We start from the raw sequence: 17,474 nt of genomic DNA, 5'->3' as shown, positions 1-17,474 counted from the left end.
CGGCCGCGAGCTGCGCGGTACCAGGCGGGTTTCTGGGAGAACGTCGCAGATGCGGAACCGGGCAGTGCGTGGATGGGTCCTCTTGCTGGGGCTGATGGGCCTGTCCGTGCTGGCGCAGGCCGAACCGGGACCCCTGCCGTTGACCGTCCCGCAGCGCCAGTTCCTGGCCGCGCATCCGGTCATCGTTGCCGGCCAGTATGACAGTGGTTGGCCACCGTTCGAGGCGCTCGAGCAGGGTCAGCCGGTGGGCTTGGGCCCAGAGTACCTGTCGCTTCTGGCTCGTCAACTGGGTGTGAAGGTGCAGTTCCGTCGTTACCCGGACTGGAACGCGGTGCTGGACGCCGCATGTCGCGGCGAGATCGACGTGGTGATGAACATCGCGCTCAATCCAGAGCGTGACCGCTGCATGGTCTTCACCCGCGCCTACGTAGAAGCGCCGCTGGCCATGGTCGGGCGGCCGGGGGATCTGCGTGCCTCCGAAGCGCCGGATCTTGACGGTCTGCGCGTGGTCATCGAGCAGGATTTCATGACCGCGCCGCAGGTGCGTGCGCGTTTTCCTCGCGCTCGACAGCTTGTCGCAAATGACACGCTGACGGCGTTGGAAATGGTCAGAGACGACAAGGCTGATGTCTTCATCGGCAATGCCTACGTAGCCACCGAACTGATTGCCAGGCAGAAGATCCAGGGTGTCACGCTGCTGCGCCCAAGCGATCTGCCGCCCGAACGCCTGCACTTCGGCGTGCCCAACAGCAGGCAGCCATTGGCGGAAGCGCTCGACGTGGCGCTGGCCGCCAGCAGCCAGGCGCAACGTGATGCGCTGGCGAAGCACTGGTTACCCTCCCTGCAGTGGTCGGCATCGGCACGGCTGGCGCTCAGCCAGACCGAGAAGCAGGTGCTGCAGGAAGCGCTGACGGTCGGCTTTGCACCCAACGCTGCGCCGCTGTCCTTTACCGGGCCGGATGGCCGACCCAGCGGCTTGGCCAGTGATTACCTGCAACGGTTGCGGGAGGCCGGGGCCACGTTGCGGATCGAACCCAGCCATGACTGGTTCGAGGTCCGCGAGAAGGCTCGGCGTGGCGAACTGCAGGCGATCATCGGCATTCCGCTGGATTCCCGTTACCTGGGGCCCAACTGGATCTTCAGCCAGCCCTTCATCAGCGTTCCCAACGTCATCATCACCGCCCAGGGCAGCCCGGTGCTGCTTGGCCTGGCCGATCTGCAGGGCAAGCGCGTGCTGCTGTCCGACCCGGAGCGGTTACGCGGCCATGTACTGCAGCAGGCGCCGGAGGCCCGCATCATTCCAGCCCGCAGTGCCGAACAGGCCCTGCAGAGGCTGGCCGATGGCGATGCCGATGCCTACGTAGGCAATCTGGCCCTGGTCGACCAGCTGATGCGCTCCCGTTTTCCGGGCCAGCTTCAGATTGCCGCACCGGCCAGTTTCAATGACGAGCTTGCGCTGGCCGTGGATGCCCGCTATGCCGCGCTGGCCACCACCTTCGACCGCCTGCTGCTGCAGATGACGCCGCGCGAGCGCGAGGCCCTGCGCGACGATTGGCTGGCCACCGAATACCACCACGGCGTGCAGTGGAGCACCATGCGGCGCTGGGGCATCCCGCTGTTGATGATCCTGCTGACCGCGCTGTTCGTGTATGCACTGGGTTACTGGCGCCTGCGCCGTGAGGTGGCCGGGCGCAGGCACGTGGAGCAGCGCCTGGCCGATGTTACCGACAACCTGCCGGCCATCGTCTACCAGGCCCGTCGTGCCGCCGATGGCGCACTCAGTTTCCCCTTCATCGCCGGTGACGTGCAGGCCCTGTTCGGCATCTCGCCGCAGCAGGCAATGGACGATGCCGATGCGCTGCTGCAGCGTATCGACGCGGAGGATCGCGTGCTCATCGTGCGTGGCACCGCCCTGGCCGCGCGCAGCTTCGCGCCGCTGTCGTTCGAGTTCCGCGTGCGCACCGAGGATGGCAACGCGCGCTGGGTGCGCACCCAGGCGCACCCGTATTCGGCCGAGGCCGGTGCGGTGACCTGGAGCGGCTACTGGGTGGATGTGAGCGAAGCGCGCGCGCAGGCCGATGCGCTGGCCACGGCCAAGGTCGAGGCCGAGCAGGCGGTGGAAGCCAAGTCGCGCTTCCTGGCCACCATGAGCCATGAGATCCGCACGCCGATGAGCAGCGTGCTGGGCATGCTGGAAGTGCTCTCGCATTCGCCGCTGGACCAGGAGCAGCAGCGCATCATCGGCGTGATCGAGGATTCCGCGCAGATGCTGCGGCAGATCCTTGATGACATCCTCGATTACTCGCGCATGGAAGCCGGTGCGCTGCGCCTGGCACCGGTGCCCATGCCGCTGCGGCCGCTGTTGGAAAGCGTGTGCCGGCTGCTGTCGGCGCAGGCCACCGCGCGTGGTCTGGACCTGCAGGTGGAGATCGATCCGCGGCTGGCGCAGGCGCATGAGTTTGATGGCGTGCGCGTACGGCAGATCATCTTCAACCTGCTCAGCAACGCCATCAAGTTCACCGCGCAGGGCAGCGTGCGCCTGCAGGTGGATGTGCTCGGTGCCACCACCGAAGAGGGCAGCCAGCCGCTGCGGTTGACCGTCTCGGACACCGGCATCGGCATCGCGGACGAGCAAATTCCGCACCTGTTCGCACCGTTTGCGCAGGCCGGCGCACACATCCATCGCGAGCACGGCGGTACCGGCCTTGGCCTGAGCATCTGCCACCGGCTGGTGCAGAAAATGGGCGGCGAGATTTCCCTGCACAGCGTGCTGGGCCAGGGCACGCGGGTGGAGGTGCTGCTGTCGCTGGTGGAGGCGCGTGCCGATGACGTGCAGGCGCTGCTGTCCGAGCAGGAACAGACCGCGCTGCTGCCGCCGGCGCTGCGCGAGGCCCGCGTGCTGGTGGTGGAGGACCATCCCACCAACCAGGCGATGATGGCTTGGCGCCTGCAGCAGCTGGGCGTGCCGCATGTGCTGGTGGACGACGGCCAGCAGGCGCTGGACCGCCTGTCGGTGGAGACGTTCGACCTGGTGATCACCGACTGCCGCATGCCGGTGCTGGATGGCTTTGCCTTCGCCCGCCTGCTGCGCGAACGCGAAAGCCGCAACGGCCAGCCGCGCCTGCCGATCCTGGCGCTGACCGCCAGCGTACTCAACGATGATGCGCGGCGCTGCCGCGATGCCGGAATGGACGACGTGCTGTCCAAGCCGCTGTCGCTGGCTACGCTGCGGCAGGCCTTGCTGCGCTGGCTGCCGCAGGCGGCGGCACTGGAGGCCGAGCCGACGGCTGAGGCACCGGTACGGGCCAGCGAAGATGCGCCCGCGCTGGAACTGCCAGACCTGGCGGCCCTGCAGCAGCGCTTCGGCTCACTGCAGGTGGCCACCCAGCTGCGCGACAGCCTGCTGCAGGCCAGCGCGGCGGACATCGCGCAGCTGCAGCGGGCGATGGGTGAAGGTGACCGCGCCAGTGCGATCCAGCAGCTGCACCGCATGGGCGGCGCGTTGGGGTCGGTGGGGGCGCGTGGCCTGGCAGAGCGTGCGGCGGCGCTGGAACACCAGCTGCAGCAGGCCAGCGATGCCGATGCGGCGCCGGTACTGCAGCAGGTCGGCCAGTTCGTGCAGCACCTGCAGCAGCAGCTGCAACGGCTGGCAGGCTGAGTGGCCGGCTACTGCGAGGCCTGCTCCTGCAGGTAGGCGATCACCAGGGCGCGGCGTTCGGCACTGGGGAAGGCGTTGTACATGCGCGTGCCCGGCACCACGTGGGTGGGCGACTGCAGGAAGGTGTCCAAGGTCTGCGCGCTCCACACGAAGCCGGCGCGGCGCATGCCATCCAAGTAGGCGTAGTCGGGCAGGCTGCCGGCGCGGCGGCCGATCACCCCGTGCAGGTTGGGGCCGAAGCGGTGGATGCCACCGGCCTTGACCGTGTGGCAGCCGGCGCAGATCTCGAAGGCCTGTTGCTGGGCCTGCAGGCGCGCCTGTGCGGGCGTCAGCGGTTCCGATGGCGTGCGCTGGCAGGCGCTGGCCACCAGGGCGAACGTCAGCAGCAGGGGCAGTCGAAGGGCGCGCATGGGCGGGCAGGATAACGGCGTGCCGCCGGCAGCGGGCTGCGACATGCGGTCGCAGCCCGGCGCCATCACATGCCCGAGTAGTTCGGGCCGCCGCCGCCCTGCGGGGTCACCCAGACGATGTTCTGGGTGGGGTCCTTGATGTCGCAGGTCTTGCAGTGCACGCAGTTCTGCGCGTTGATCTGCAGGCGCGCACTGTCACCTTCGCCGACGAACTCGTAGACACCGGCCGGGCAGTAGCGCGCTTCCGGGCCGGCGTACTCGGCCAGGTTCACCTGCACCGGCACGCTGGCGTCCTTCAGCGTCAGGTGGCTGGGCTGGTTTTCGTCGTGGTTGGTGCTGCTCAGGAACACCGAGCTGAGACGATCGAAGGTCAGCACGCCGTCGGGCTTGGGGTAGGCGATGCGCGTGTGCTTGGCCGCCGGTTCCAAGCAGGCGTGGTCCGGCGTGCTGTGGCGCAGGGTCCACGGCGGGTTGCGCACGCCCAGCTTGGGCAGCAGCCACTGCTCGATGCCGGTCATCAGCGTGGCCACGGTCTGGCCCTTCTTGAACCACTGCTTGAAGTTCTTGGCCTGCTGCAGCTCGGTGAACAGCCAGCTGGCTTCGAAGGCCTTCGGGTAGGCGTCCAGTTCATCGTGCTGGCGGTCGGCAGCCAGTGCATCGAAGGCTGCATCGGCACACAGCATGCCGGTCTTGATTGCGGCGTGGCTGCCCTTGATGCGGCTGACGTTGAGGTAGCCGGCCTCGCAGCCGACCAGCGCGCCACCGGGGAACACCGTCTTCGGCAGCGACATCAGGCCACCGGCGGTGATGGCGCGGGCGCCGTAGCCGATGCGGGTGCCGCCTTCCAGGTGCTTGCGGATGGACGGGTGGGTCTTGAAGCGCTGGAATTCCTCGAACGGGCTCAGCCACGGGTTCTTGTAGTCCAGGCCGACCACGTAGCCGATGGCGACCTTGCCGCCGTCGGCGTGGTACAGGAACGCGCCGCCGTAGGTGTCGTTGTCCAGCGGCCAGCCGGCGGCGTGCACCACCAGGCCCGGCTCGTGCTTGGCCGGGTCGATCTGCCACAGCTCCTTGATGCCGATGCCGTAGGCCTGCGGGTCCTTGCCTTCATCCAGCTTGTAGCGGGCGATCAGCTGGCGACCGAGGTGGCCGCGCGCGCCTTCGCCGAAGATCGTGTACTTGGCATGCAGGGCCATGCCACGCTCGAAGGCGGGGCCGATGCTTCCGTCCTTCTCGATGCCCATGTCGCCGGTGGCCACGCCGACCACTTCACCGTTGTCGCCGTACAGCACCTCGGCGGCGGCGAAGCCGGGGAAGATCGCCACTTCCAGTGCTTCGGCCTGCTGCGCCAGCCAGCGGGTCACTTCACCCAGGCTGATGATGTAGTTGCCTTCGTTGTGGAAGCACTCCGGCAGCAGCGCGTTGGGCGTGCTGCGCGCGCCGGTCTCGCTGAGGAACAGGAACTCGTCGCGGGTGACCTTCTGCTTCAGCGGTGCGCCGCGATCGGCCCAGTCCGGGAACAGCTCGGTCAGGGCGCGCGGGTCCATCACCGCGCCAGACAGCACGTGCGCGCCGGGTTCGGAGCCCTTTTCCAGCACGCACACCGACAACTCGCGGCCGGCTTCCACCGCGCGCTGGCGCAGGCGGATCGCGGTGGCCAGGCCGGCCGGGCCGGCACCGACGATCACCACGTCGAATTCCATTACTTCACGCGGGGGCAGGGCGTTGGCTTCAGCGCTCATCGATTGCATGACTCGTGGGTAGGGCCGGCATCGGGGCCACCGGCGGTGCCTGGGAATCGCGCGTGCGGCCACGAGCGAAACGGTTGTTTGAATGTGTCAGGGTACCGGGCCGCGCGTGATCGAGCTAGATAGACGCCGTTCACCGCACGATTGCTGCAGCGCAGCGTAATGTCCCGGCCCCGAATGACCGACAATGGACCGGTCCTGACTGCGCGTGAGTGCCATGGCTTTGCATCCGTACGATCTGTTCGATGTCCGTTCCCTGCTCAGCGAGGAAGAGCGCGCGGTGCAGGACAGCGTGGCCCGGTTCACCAATGAGCGTGTGCTGCCGATCATCGGCGATGCCTTCGACCAGGCCCGCTTCCCCGAGGAGCTGGTGCCGGAAGTGGCCGCACTCGGCCTGCTCGGCGCGACCCTGCCGGCCGAATACGGTGGCGGCGACCTCGGTGCGGTCAGCTACGGCCTGATCTGCCAGGAGCTGGAGCGCGGCGATTCGGGCCTGCGCAGCTTCGTGTCGGTGCAGAGCTCGCTGTGCATGTACCCCATCTACGCCTACGGCAGCGAGGAACAGCGCCGCCAGTGGCTGCCGGCGATGGCCCGCGGCGAACTGATCGGCTGCTTCGGCCTGACCGAGGCGCACGGCGGCTCCGACCCGGCCAGCATGAAGACCCGCGCGGTGCGCGACGGCAGCGACTGGCGCATCAACGGCAGCAAGATGTGGATCACCAGCGGCCCGGTGGCCGACCTGGCCATCGTCTGGGCGCAGACCGAGGACGGCATCCAGGGCTTCGTGCTGGAAAAGGGCATGGCCGGTTTCACCACGCAGGAGATCAAGCACAAGATGAGCCTGCGCGCCTCGCTGACCGGTGCGCTGTACTTCGATGACGTGCGCGTGCCCGACAGCCACCGCCTGCCGAACGTGAAGGGGCTGAAGGGCCCGCTGGGCTGCCTGACCCAGGCCCGCTTCGGCATCAGCTGGGGCCCGATCGGTTCGGCCATCGCCTGCCTCGATGAGGCGCTGGGCTATGCCAAGGAACGCGTGCTGTTCGGCCGACCGCTGGCCGCCACCCAGAGCGCGCAGATCAAGCTGGCCGAGATGGCCCGCCGCATCACCACCGCACAGCTGCTGGCCCTGCAGCTGGGCCGCCTGAAGGAAGCCGGACAGCTGCAGCCGCAGCAGGTCAGCCTGGCCAAGTGGAACAACTGCCGCATGGCGATCGATATCGCCCGCGAATGCCGCGACCTGCTCGGCGGCGCGGGCATCACCACCGAGCATGTGGCGATCCGGCATGCGCTGAACCTGGAATCGGTGATCACCTATGAAGGCACCGAGACCGTGCACCAGCTGGTGATTGGCCGGGAGCTGACCGGGATCAGCGCGTTCTGACGGTCTCCGGTTTCCTGGCGCGATACGGGGGAGCCGAGCGCGGGCTCGGCTCTACAGGAGCGTACGTGTAGAGCCGAGCCCATGCTCGGCTGCTTCCTTTCACGCGCCGCCGGCAAACCCGTGCTGGCGCCAGGCCTCGTACATCACCACGGCCACGGTGTTGGACAGATTGAGGCTGCGGTTGTCCGGGCGCATCGGCAGGCGCAGGCGGCGGCCTTCGGGCAGGGCATCGAGCAGGTCCTGCGGCAGGCCGCGGCTTTCCGGCCCGAACAGGAAGGCATCGCCTTCTTCGAACGCCACGCTGTCATAGCGCACGCTGGCCCGGGTACTCAGGGCGAACAGCCGCTTGGGCGCGATGCGCGCCAGCGCGGTGTCCAGGTCGGGGTGCACCTGCAGGCGCGAATACTCGTGGTAGTCCAGCCCGGCGCGCTTGAGCTGCTTGTCTTCCAGTGCGAACCCGAGCGGTTCGACCAGGTGCAGCTGCGCGCCGGTGTTGGCGCAGAGCCGGATCACATTGCCCGTGTTGGGCGGAATTTCCGGTTGGAACAGGATCACGTGGAACAGGGGCGCGGCATTCATCGCTGCAGTGTACCTGCGACCGATGCCGCCATTACGGCGCACGCCCTGCGCGGGGCAGGGCGGACGCCGCTTACGGGCGCAGCAGGACCTGGGCGGTTTCGGTGGCCAGGGCCTGCAGATCGGCAGAACTCGGGCGCACCTGCAGGGCCGGCAGGTTGGTGATGACCTGGTTGGCGACGCTGGTGGCGGCGGCGGCCAAGGTGGCGGCGTAGCGCTGGGCTTCCAGCTCGGCGGCCAGGGCCACGCGCTGTTCCAGGCTCGGGCGCACTTCGACGGCGGCCAAGGTGGTGATCGGCAGGGCAGCGGCGACCGGGGCGGCGATGAATCCGTCGCGCTCGGCCAGCTGGTCGGCGCTGGGGCGCACTTCCACGGTGGCGAGGGTGACGATGCCGCTGGCCTGTTCCCAGGCCTGCTGGGCCAGCTGGTCGGCGGCCGGGCGGACCTGCACGGTGGACAGGGTCTTGATGGATTCGGAGGCCTGCACCGACGAAACAACCGCGGTGCCGGCAATCAGGGCGATGGCGATGGCAATGGTCTTGGTGTTCATGACGGGGCCTGTTTAGTGTTGGTGAGCGGTGGTGTGGTAGTAAGGTAGAACACCAATTATGGGCATGCAAGGAAAATCTTCAATTTCCTGCTTTTGTTCAGCATCCAGTCATTTTTTATCTGAAGCCCTTCCTGGCACGGGAACTACAGAGCAATCCCCGTGCCAACTACAGGCAATTGATTTGAAAGGGTTTTGAGGCGGACGAAGAGTGTCCGCAGGGCGGACACCTGTCCGATCGAACGGCGGTGGACACTGTCCGGACGATGAACCGGGCGGCCCGTGACCGCCCCGAAGCGGGCCCGGGAGGCGCTCGGCGGCAAACACCCCCAGTGACTGGTGGCGGATACCGGCCCCCGCGCCCGCGCGCTAGGATCGCGATTCACCAACGTGACCAAGGATCCGGAAATGTCTCTCGCCCTGCGCCCGCGCACCGCGCTGCTGGCCGTCGCCCTCAGTAGTGCCCTCGGCACGCTTGCGCCGACCGCCGCACTGGCGGCCAAGCCGGCCGCCGCCACCAAGGTCGATATCCCGTTCGAGCAGTTCACCCTGCCCAACGGCCTGCGCGTGATCGTGCATACCGACCGCAAGGCGCCGATCGTGGCGGTCAACATCTGGTACCACGTGGGCAGCAAGGACGAGCCGGCCGGCCGTACCGGTTTCGCGCACCTGTTCGAACACCTGATGTTCCAGAGCAGCGAGAACCACGACGGCGAGTACTTCGAGCCCTTCAAGCAGGTCGGTGCCACGGGCCAGAACGGCACCACCAACACCGACCGCACCAACTACTTCGAGAACGTGCCGACCACCGCGCTGGACATGGCGCTGTGGATGGAATCGGACCGCATGGGCCACCTCGTCGGTGCGATCGACCAGGCGGCGCTGGATGAGCAGCGCGGCGTGGTGCAGAACGAGAAGCGCCAGGGCGAGAACCAGCCCTATGGCCAGGTGTGGGAGAAGATCAACCGTTCGCTGTACCCGGTCGGCCACCCGTACCACCACAGCGTCATCGGTTCGATGAACGACCTCAACGCTGCCTCGCTGGATGACGTCAAGACCTGGTTCCGTACCTGGTACGGCCCCAACAACGCGGTGCTGGTGCTGGCCGGCGACATCGACCTGGCCACCGCCAAGGAAAAGGCCGCCAAGTACTTCGGCAGCATCCCGGCCGGCCCGACCATGGCGCAGCCGAAGGTGGACGTCGCCAAGCGCGATGCCGACACCCGTGAAGTAATGAACGACAAGGTGCCGCAGGCGCGCATCTACCGCGCCTGGAACGTGGCCCAGGTCGGCACCACCGACATCGACCAGCTGCAGCTGCTGGGGCAGATCCTCGGTGGCGCCAAGTCCTCGCGCCTGAGCCAGCGCCTGCAGCACCAGGACAAGCTGGTGGACAACATCAGCGCCGGTGCCTACGGCTCGCAGCTGGGCTCCAACTTCATGGTCATGGCGACCGTGAAGCAGGGCCAGGACCCGGCCCAGGTCGAGAAGATCATCGACGAGGAGATCGAGCGCCTGCTGAAGGACGGCCCGACCGCCGACGAGCTGTCGCGCGCCAAGACCGGCTTCCGCGCCGGCTTCATCCGGGGCATCGAGCGCATCGGTGGCTTCGGCGGCAAGGCCGACGCGCTGGCCGAGTGCGCGGTCTACACCGGCGACCCGGGCTGCTTCCGCACCTCGCTGGCCAACATCGACAAGGCCACCGCCGCCGACCTCAAGCGAGTGGGCGCGCAGTGGCTGGACAAGGGCAGCCACACCCTGGTGGTCGAGCCGGGTGAGCGCGTCGCGCTGCAGGAAGAAGCCTCGGCCACGCCGAAGCCGTTCAACGTGCCGGCCGTGGACAGCAAGTACAGCACCCTGCCGGAACAGGTCGACCGCAAGGCCGGCGTGCCGCAGACCCGCGAGTTCCCGCAGCTGAAGTTCCCGGCGCTGCAGCGCGCCACCCTGAAGAACGGCACCACCGTGGTGCTGGCCGAGCGCCACGAGATTCCGGTGGTGCAGTTCAGCTACCAGTTCCCGGGCGGCTTCACCGCCGACCAGGGCCGCAAGCCGGGCACCGCCAACTTCACCATGAACCTGATGACCGAAGGTGCCGGCAAGCTGGGTTCGCTGGCCTTCGCCGATGCGGCCGACGCGCTGGGCGCCAGCCTGGACGCGGGCGCCGGCCTGGATTCGGTGACCGTCGACCTGTCTGCGCTGAAGGAGAACCTGGTGCCGTCGCTGGCGCTGTACCGCGACCTGCTGCGCGAGCCGCGCTTCGAGCAGGGCGAGATCGACCGGGTCAAGGCCTCGTGGATCGCCGGCATCAAGCAGGAGAAGGTCAACCCGAACGCGGTGGCCATGCGCGTGCTGCCGCCGCTGCTGTACGGCAAGGGCCACCCGTACGCCATTCCGTTCACCGGCAGCGGTGACGAAGCGGCGATCACCAGCCTGGGCCGCGAAGACCTGGTCGACTTCCACCGCGATTGGCTGCGCCCGCAGGACGGCACCCTGATCGTGGTCGGTGACACTACCCTGGCCGAGATCGTGCCGCTGCTGGACAAGCAGCTGGGCGACTGGAAGGCCAGCGGCGATGCGCCGGTCATCAAGGCCAGCACCGCCGTGGCCGTGCCGACCGCTCCGCGCGTGTTCCTCATCGACCAGCCGGGTGCGGTGCAGGCCAACCTGTTCGCCGGCCAGGTGGTGGCGCCGTCCAGCGACACCGGCTCGACCCGCTTCGACATCGCCAACGGCGTGCTCGGCGGTGACTTCACCTCGCGCCTGAACATGAACCTGCGCGAGGACAAGCACTGGTCCTACGGTGCCCGCAGCAGCGCCAGCAGCACCGTGGGCCAGCGCCCGTGGATGGCGATGGCGCCGGTGCAGATCGACAAGACCGGTCCGGCCCTGGCGGAGATGCGCAAGGAGATCGCCGAGTTCGCCGATGGCAGCAAGCCGGCCACCGAGGCCGAGGTCAACCGCATCCGCAACATCCAGACCCTGAGCCTGCCGGGCGCCTATGAGACCGCCGCTGCGGTGGCCTCGACCATCGGCAGCATCGTGCAGTTCAAGCGTCCGGACGATTACGTCGTGCGCCGCAAGGCCGAGATCGAGGCGATGACCCCGGCGCAGGTGCAGCAGGCCGCCGCCGCGATCAAGCCGCAGGGCCTGACCTGGGTGGTGGTGGGTGACCTCAAGCAGACCGAAGCGGCCGTGCGCGCGCTGAAGCTGGGCGAAGTGACCGTGATCGACGCCGAAGGCAACCCGGTCAAGAAGTAAGGGATGTGCCTGCCCGCCCCGGCGGGCAGGCCTCCTGTGGTAGCGCCGGGCCATGCCCGGCGAGCGCGTAGCGCGGGATCTGGACGTCTTCGAAGAACCGCCGGGCATGGCCCGGCGCCACCGCCCCCCACCCCCGGCTACCCCCGATTCAGGCTGTTCAGGCAGAATCGCCCCATACCCTTCCAGGATCTGCCCATGCGCTTTCTGCTGCTGTCGTCCCTGCTGCTCACCGTCACGGCCTGCACCTGGGTGCCGATGGAACCGGCCGGCAAGACCGTGCGCGTGCTCCCGGCGGGCCCGCTGCCGGCGGGCTGCATCACCAAGGGTGAGGTCGTGGTGACCGTGAAGAGCAAGGTCGGCTTCTACAACCGCAACCCGCTGCGCGTGCAGGAAGAGCTGGAAACCCTGGCCCGCAACGAGGCCCCCAGTGCCGGCGCCAACGCCGTGCAGGCCGCTGCGGCCCCGGCCGATGGCAGCCAGCGCTTCGCCGCGTTCCAGTGCCCGCCGCGCTGAGCGCACACCATACGGCCAAGGCTGAATCCGTAAAGATGCGGTTAAAGCCCCGGAGTTATAGAATAGCGCCCCCTTTTGCCTGAGCCTTGGCGCTAACCTCGATGCTCTTCAAGAATGTCTCGATCGCCGGCCTGGCACACGTGGACGCGCCGCATACGCTGACCACCAAGGAAATCAACGAACGGTTGCAGCCGACGTTGGATCGCCTCGGCATCCGCACCGACGTGCTCGGCGATATCGCCGGCATCCACGCCCGCCGCCTGTGGGACCACGGCGTCCTCGCCTCCGACGCCGCCACCATGGCCGGCCGCAAGGCGCTGGAAGATGCCGGCATCACCGCCGGCCAGGTCGGCCTGCTGGTCAACACCTCGGTCAGCCGCGATTACCTGGAACCGTCCACGGCCTCCATCGTCTCCGGCAACCTCGGTGTCAGCGACGAGTGCATGACCTTCGATGTCGCCAATGCCTGCCTGGCGTTCATCAACGGCATGGACATCGCCGCACGCATGCTTGAGCGCGGTGACATTGACTACGCGCTGGTGGTGGATGGCGAGACCGCCAACCTGGTGTACGAAAAGACCCTGGAACGGATGACCGCCCCGGACGTCACCGCCGACGACTTCCGCAACGAGCTGGCCGCCCTGACCACCGGTTCGGGTGCCGCCGCCATGGTGATGGCGCGCTCGGAGCTGGTGCCCGACGCCCCGCGCTACAAGGGTGGCGTGACCCGCTCGGCCACCGAATGGAACCAGCTGTGCCTGGGCAACCTGGACCGCATGGTCACCGACACCCGCCTGCTGCTGATCGAAGGCATCAAGCTGGCGCAGAAGACCTTTGCCGCCGCCAAGATCGCCCTCGGCTGGGCCGTGGAGGAACTGGACCAGTTCGTCATCCACCAGGTCAGCCAGCCGCACACCGCCGCGTTCATCAAGAACTTCGGCATCGACCCGAAGAAGGTCATGACCATCTTCGGCGAGCACGGCAACATCGGCCCGGCCTCGGTGCCGATCGTGCTGAGCAAGCTCAAGCAGCTGGGCAAGCTGAAGAAGGGCGATCGCATCGCACTGCTCGGCATCGGCTCGGGCCTGAACTGTTCGATGGCTGAAGTGGTCTGGTAAGACCCCCTGTAGAGCCAAGCCCATGCTCGGCTCACGCGCCCAGCGCGGTTCCACCGCGGCCTGACCGGAGAGCAGCCGAGCATCGGCTCGGCTCTACACTGCGCCGCGATTCACACTAGGTGCTCCGCATGCGCGATCTTCCCGGTTACCCCGCCCACCCGCAGCGTTTCGAGGTCCGTCCCGGCCTGTCGATGAGCTATCTCGACGAAGGCCCGCGCGACGGCGAGGTGGTGGTGATGGTGCACGGCAACCCGTCGTGGAGCTATTACTGGCGCACGCTCGTGGCCGGCCTGTCGGACAAGTACCGCTGCATCGTGCCGGACCACATCGGCATGGGCCTGTCGGACAAGCCCGACGACCAGCGCTACGAATACACCCTGCAGTCGCGCGTGGATGACCTGGAGGCGTTGCTGAAGCACCTGGGCATCACCGGCCCGGTCACCCTGGCCGTGCACGACTGGGGCGGCATGATCGGCTTCGGCTGGGCGCTGTCGCACCACGCGCAGGTGAAGCGCCTGGTGGTGCTCAACACTGCCGCCTTCCCGATGCCGGCGGCCAAGAAGATGCCGTGGCAGATCGGGCTGGGCCGCCACTGGAAGATCGGCGAGTGGATCATCCGCACCTTCAATGCGTTCTCGTCCGGTGCCTCGTGGCTGGGCGTGGAACGGAAGATGCCGGCCGACGTGCGCCGCGCCTACGTGTCGCCGTACAACAGCTACGCCAACCGCATCAGCACCATCCGCTTCATGCAGGACATCCCGCTGTCGCCGGCCGACAAGGCCTGGTCGCTGCTGGAGCGCGCCGGCCAGGCGCTGCCGTCCTTCGCCGACCGCCCGGCCTTCATCGGCTGGGGCCTGCGCGACTTCGTGTTCGATCATCACTTCCTGGAAGGCTTCCAGGCTGCGCTGCCGAAGGCCCAGGTGCACGCCTTCGAGGACGCCGGGCATTACGTGCTGGAAGACAGGCACGAAGTGCTGGTGCCGGAAATCCGCGCTTTCCTGGACGCGAACCCGCTCTGAGGGTTGTGCGGGGTCGGATCCCTCTCGCAGAGAGGGCTCTGACCCCATCCAGGCAATCCGGGGTCAGAGCCCTCTCTGCGAAACGGATCCGACCCCAGGCCTCAGGCCGCGATCGGGCTGTTGTCGTTGCCTTCCCAGTCCGCCGCGGTCAGCGGGTCCAGGCCATAGGCGATGCGTGCCTTGTCGCACTGCGGGCTGGCCTTGCCGTATTCCCACGACGCATCCACCTCGCGGCACACGCTGGGACGGTTGGGGTGGATGGTGCAGCGCGAATACACGCCGATCTGCGCGTCCAGCGCCACGCACCGCACCGGCTTGGAGTGCGTGCCGCGCATGCACAGGCGGTGCGGGTCCAGCACTTCGGTCAGCTGGTGCGGCACGCCGCCGGGGGTGACCTCGTCCGATTCCATCCAGTGGAAGGCCACGCGGTATTGGGTGCAGCAGGCGCCGCAGGTCATGCAGGGATGTTGCATGGGCAAGCCGCCTCGGGCGGCAGTGGGAATCGGGACGAGGCAGCGGATTTTCCACGAAGCGGGCGGCCGCGCAAGAAATTCCGTAAGCGGCGACAATGAACGGATGAACGGACCCTGCAATATCGCGGCGCGGCTGCCTGAACTGGCCCGCGAACGCCCTGACCAGATCGCCATCCGTTGCCCCGGCCGGCGTGGGGCCGGCAACGGCATGGCCGCCTACGACGTGACCCTGGACTACCGCCAACTGGACGCCCGCAGCGACGCCATGGCCGCCGGCCTGGCCGGTTACGGCATAGGCCGCGGCGTGCGCACGGTGGTGATGGTGCGGCCCTCGCCGGAGTTCTTCCTGCTGATGTTCGCCCTGTTCAAGCTGGGCGCGGTGCCGGTGCTGGTCGACCCGGGCATCGACAAGCGCGCGCTGAAGCAGTGCCTGGACGAAGCACAGCCGGAGGCCTTCATCGGCATCCCGTTGGCCCACGTGGCGCGGCTGGCGCTGCGCTGGGCGCCGTCGGCCACCCGCCTGGTCACCGTCGGTCGCCGCCTGGGCTGGGGCGGAACCACCCTGGCCGCGCTGGAACGCGCCGGTGCCACCCGCGGCCCGATGCTGGCCGCCACCGATGGCGAGGATATGGCCGCCATCCTGTTCACCAGCGGCTCCACCGGCGTGCCCAAGGGCGTGGTCTACCGCCACCGCCACTTCGTCGGCCAGATCCAGCTGCTGGGCAGCGCCTTCGGCATGGAGGCCGGTGGCGTGGACCTGCCGACCTTCCCGCCGTTCGCCCTGTTCGACCCGGCGTTGGGGCTGACCTCGGTCATCCCGGACATGGACCCGACCCGGCCGGCGCAGGCCGACCCGGCGCGCCTGCACGATGCCATCCAGCGCTTCGGGGTGACCCAGCTGTTCGGTTCGCCGGCCCTGATGCGGGTGCTCGCCAGGCAGGGTCGGCCGCTGCCGACGGTGCGCCGGGTGACCTCGGCCGGTGCGCCGGTACCGCCGGACGTGGTAGCCACCATCCGCCGCCTGCTGCCCGACGACGCGCAGTTCTGGACGCCCTACGGCGCCACCGAGTGCCTGCCGGTGGCCGTGGTCGAAGGCCGCGAACTGGAGCGCACCCGCGCCGCCACCGAGGCCGGTGCCGGTACCTGCGTGGGCAGCGTGGTCGCGCCCAACGAGGTGCGCATCATCGCCATCGATGATGCGCCGCTGCCCGAGTGGTCGCAGGCGCGCGTGCTGGCCAAGGGCGAAGTGGGCGAGATCACCGTGGCCGGGCCCACCGCCACCGATACCTACTTCAACCGCCCGCAGGCCACCGCCGCGGCGAAGATCCGCGAAACCCTGGCCGATGGCAGCACCCGCGTGGTGCACCGCATGGGCGACGTCGGCTACTTCGACGCGCAGGGCCGCCTGTGGTTCTGCGGGCGCAAGACCCAGCGCGTGGAAACCGCGCGCGGGCCGCTGTACACCGAACAGCTCGAGCCGGTGTTCAACACCGTGCCCGGCGTGGCCCGCACCGCGCTGGTGGGCGTCGGCGCTGCCGGCGCGCAGATCCCGGTGCTGTGCGTGGAACTGCAGCGTGGGCAGTCCGACAGCCCGGCGCTGCAGGAGACCCTGCGCGCGCATGCGGCCACCCACGCTGCCGAGGCCGGCCTGCAGCACTTCCTGGTGCATCCGGCCTTCCCCGTCGATATCCGTCACAACGCCAAGATCGGCCGCGAGAAGCTCGCCGTCTGGGCCCGCGCCCAACTGGAGAAGCGCGCATGAAAATCCTGGTCACCGGTGGTGGTGGTTTCCTTGGCCAGGCGCTGTGCCGCGGGCTGCTTGAACGTGGCCACCAGGTGCTGGCCTTCAACCGCAGCCACTACCCGGAACTGCAGGCTATGGGCGTGGGCCAGATCCGCGGCGACCTGGCCGATGCGCAAGCGGTGCTGCATGCCGTGGCCGGCGTCGACGCGGTGCTGCACAACGGCGCCAAGGCCGGCGCCTGGGGCAGCTATGACAGCTACCACCAGGCCAACGTGGTCGGCACCGACAACGTCATCGCCGCCTGCCGCACGCACGGCATCGGCAAGCTGGTCTACACCTCCACGCCCAGCGTGACCCACCGCGCCACCCATCCGGTGGAAGGGCTGGGCGCGGATGAAGTGCCTTACGGCGAGAACTTCCAGGCGCCTTATGCGGCGACCAAGGCGATTGCCGAACAGCGCGTGCTGGCGGCCAACGACGCCACGCTGGCCACCGTGGCGCTGCGCCCGCGCCTGATCTGGGGCCCGGGCGACCTGCAGCTGGTGCCACGCCTGGCCCAGCGCGCCCGCCAGGGCCGCCTGCGCCTGGTCGGTGATGGCAGCAACAAGGTCGACACCACCTACATCGACAACGCCGCGCTGGCGCACTTCCTCGCGCTGGATGCGCTGGTGCCGGGTGCGGCCTGTGCCGGCAAGGCCTACTTCATTTCCAACGGCGAACCGCTGCCGATGCGCGAGCTGCTCAACAAGCTGCTGGCGGCCGTCGGCGCACCGGCCGTGGAGAAGACCCTCAGCTTCAAGACCGCCTATCGCATCGGCGCGATCAGTGAACGCCTGTGGCCGCTGCTGCGGCTGCCGGGCGAACCGCCGCTGACCCGCTTCCTTGCCGAACAGCTGTGCACGCCGCACTGGTACAGCATGGAACCGGCGCGCCGCGATTTCGGCTACGTGCCGCAGGTGAGCATCGAAGAAGGGCTGCGCCGCCTGAAGGCTGCGTCGTGACGGCAGCGTCACGGCGCTGAAGGCTTCA

Annotated in this window: 13 protein-coding genes; 8 read left to right on the top strand and 5 right to left on the bottom strand. The window is 68.4% G+C overall.

Translation table 11 applies throughout. From position 1 onward, the window contains the following. Nucleotides 1-49 precede the first annotated feature (49 nt). Nucleotides 50-3,658: an ATP-binding protein gene (locus NQ204_RS04515; RefSeq protein WP_305888279.1), complete on the top strand. Its 3,609-nt coding sequence runs from the start codon at nt 50-52 to the stop codon at nt 3,656-3,658. An 8-nt stretch (nt 3,659-3,666) separates the two neighbouring features. On the opposite strand, the gene NQ204_RS04510 is transcribed toward NQ204_RS04515, so the two are convergent. Then, entirely contained in the window at nt 3,667-4,068 is a 402-nt protein-coding gene (locus tag NQ204_RS04510) for a c-type cytochrome (RefSeq protein WP_256643191.1), read from the bottom strand. 65 nt (nt 4,069-4,133) lie between these two features. Continuing rightward, nucleotides 4,134-5,810 carry an electron transfer flavoprotein-ubiquinone oxidoreductase gene (locus NQ204_RS04505; protein WP_256643190.1) on the bottom strand — a complete coding sequence of 559 codons (1,677 nt, stop codon included), beginning with the start codon at nt 5,808-5,810 and terminating at the stop codon, nt 4,134-4,136. A 223-nt stretch (nt 5,811-6,033) separates the two neighbouring features. Between NQ204_RS04505 and NQ204_RS04500 the strand changes: the two genes are divergently transcribed. After that, nucleotides 6,034-7,197 (top strand): acyl-CoA dehydrogenase family protein, encoded by a 1,164-nt coding sequence (locus NQ204_RS04500; RefSeq protein ID WP_108767318.1) that lies wholly within the window; start codon nt 6,034-6,036, stop codon nt 7,195-7,197. Nucleotides 7,198-7,296: 99 nt separating this feature from the next. Here NQ204_RS04500 and NQ204_RS04495 read toward each other — a convergent pair whose 3' ends face one another. Together NQ204_RS04495 and NQ204_RS04490 are read right to left on the bottom strand one after the other, a co-directional pair. Then, the gene (locus tag NQ204_RS04495) at nt 7,297-7,776 is read right to left on the bottom strand and encodes a tRNA (cytidine(34)-2'-O)-methyltransferase (RefSeq protein WP_079224780.1); all 480 of its coding nucleotides are present in this window, start codon (nt 7,774-7,776) and stop codon (nt 7,297-7,299) included. A gap of 70 nt (nt 7,777-7,846) precedes the next feature. Next, nucleotides 7,847-8,323, bottom strand: coding sequence for an XAC0231 family protein (locus NQ204_RS04490; protein WP_108767320.1), 477 nt, complete (start codon nt 8,321-8,323; stop codon nt 7,847-7,849). Between the two features lie 405 nt (nt 8,324-8,728). On the opposite strand from NQ204_RS04490, the gene NQ204_RS04485 reads away from it, so the two are divergent. The 4 genes from NQ204_RS04485 to NQ204_RS04470 all read left to right on the top strand — a co-directional run bounded on the left by NQ204_RS04485 (nt 8,729) and on the right by NQ204_RS04470 (nt 14,228). Continuing rightward, nucleotides 8,729-11,578 carry a M16 family metallopeptidase gene (locus tag NQ204_RS04485; protein WP_116864766.1) on the top strand — a complete coding sequence of 950 codons (2,850 nt, stop codon included), beginning with the start codon at nt 8,729-8,731 and terminating at the stop codon, nt 11,576-11,578. A 195-nt stretch (nt 11,579-11,773) separates the two neighbouring features. Beyond that, entirely contained in the window at nt 11,774-12,091 is a 318-nt protein-coding gene (locus NQ204_RS04480) for a DUF4156 domain-containing protein (RefSeq protein ID WP_256643189.1), read from the top strand. A gap of 101 nt (nt 12,092-12,192) precedes the next feature. Next, a complete protein-coding gene (locus NQ204_RS04475; protein ID WP_116865279.1) occupies nt 12,193-13,209 on the top strand; it encodes a 3-oxoacyl-ACP synthase III in 1,017 nt (338 codons plus the stop codon). Nucleotides 13,210-13,337: 128 nt separating this feature from the next. Then, nucleotides 13,338-14,228, top strand: a complete 891-nt coding sequence (locus tag NQ204_RS04470) for an alpha/beta fold hydrolase (protein ID WP_256643188.1) — start codon at nt 13,338-13,340, stop codon at nt 14,226-14,228. Between the two features lie 101 nt (nt 14,229-14,329). On the opposite strand, the gene NQ204_RS04465 is transcribed toward NQ204_RS04470, so the two are convergent. Beyond that, nucleotides 14,330-14,701 (bottom strand): YkgJ family cysteine cluster protein, encoded by a 372-nt coding sequence (locus NQ204_RS04465; protein WP_116865281.1) that lies wholly within the window; start codon nt 14,699-14,701, stop codon nt 14,330-14,332. 103 nt (nt 14,702-14,804) lie between these two features. Between NQ204_RS04465 and oleC the strand changes: the two genes are divergently transcribed. Both oleC and oleD read left to right on the top strand, forming a co-directional pair. Next, complete coding sequence (gene oleC, locus NQ204_RS04460; RefSeq protein WP_116865282.1) at nt 14,805-16,463, top strand: olefin beta-lactone synthetase; 1,659 nt, start codon at nt 14,805-14,807, stop codon at nt 16,461-16,463. Next, entirely contained in the window at nt 16,460-17,446 is a 987-nt protein-coding gene (gene oleD / locus NQ204_RS04455; RefSeq protein WP_116865283.1) for a 2-alkyl-3-oxoalkanoate reductase, read from the top strand. Before oleC ends, oleD begins: the two co-directional genes overlap by 4 nt. Nucleotides 17,447-17,474: the final 28 nt, after the last annotated feature.

The sequence above is a fragment of the Stenotrophomonas testudinis genome, from assembly GCF_024499815.1.
Taxonomy (GTDB): Bacteria; Pseudomonadota; Gammaproteobacteria; order Xanthomonadales; family Xanthomonadaceae; genus Stenotrophomonas.
This window is presented reverse-complemented; position numbering and strand designations above follow the sequence as displayed.